Origin of the sequence: Streptomyces sp. NPDC058145 (assembly GCF_042884245.1) — a bacterium.
Classification (GTDB): domain Bacteria; phylum Actinomycetota; class Actinomycetes; order Streptomycetales; family Streptomycetaceae; genus Streptomyces.
Window position 1 is genome coordinate 753 of the sequence record NZ_JBHVUH010000062.1, and the last position, 516, is coordinate 1,268.

Genomic DNA, 516 nt, shown 5'->3' on the forward strand with positions numbered 1-516 from the left:
ATGGAACGCGGTGGAGATGGACGCCCTGGACCTGGTCCGTATCGGTCCGTTCCGCGGTGTGCCGGAGCAGCTTCTCCAGGAAACATTGACCGAAGATGAAAAAGCAATGTATCAAACCATGTTGAAAAAGCTGTCTAATAAATGAATTAAGTAGACACGTCTACATGTCTACGTTTATATGGCCGGCAGCGCAACAGCGTAGCCGGCCGTAATTATGTTTAGAATGAAATACACTCATGAAAGAAGGGACTATTTTGGAAAATGAGTTTAAAACACATTTAGAGGCCGATAGAGAGGTTTTAACGTCTTCGGGTGTAAAAGGTCAAAAAAACAAAAAAAGAGGCCCATATCGGACGAGAAACGGGTCGAAGATGGAAGATACTCATACGAAAATAAATTTTTATGCTAGAAATGATTTGAAGGAACGGCTCGATAAGTTGGCCAAGAAGCAACCGAAAGGTTTTAGACATAAGCTTTTCAATGATATGTTGGAGCAAATCATTATAGATTTAGAGG

General features: G+C 41.7%; 1 protein-coding gene. It reads left to right on the forward strand.

Translation table 11 applies throughout. The features are described 5' to 3' along the window. Window positions 1-236 precede the first annotated feature (236 nt). Window positions 237-516: hypothetical protein (locus ACFVVO_RS39415; RefSeq protein WP_390061706.1), on the forward strand; the 280-nt coding region annotated here is incomplete at its 3' end.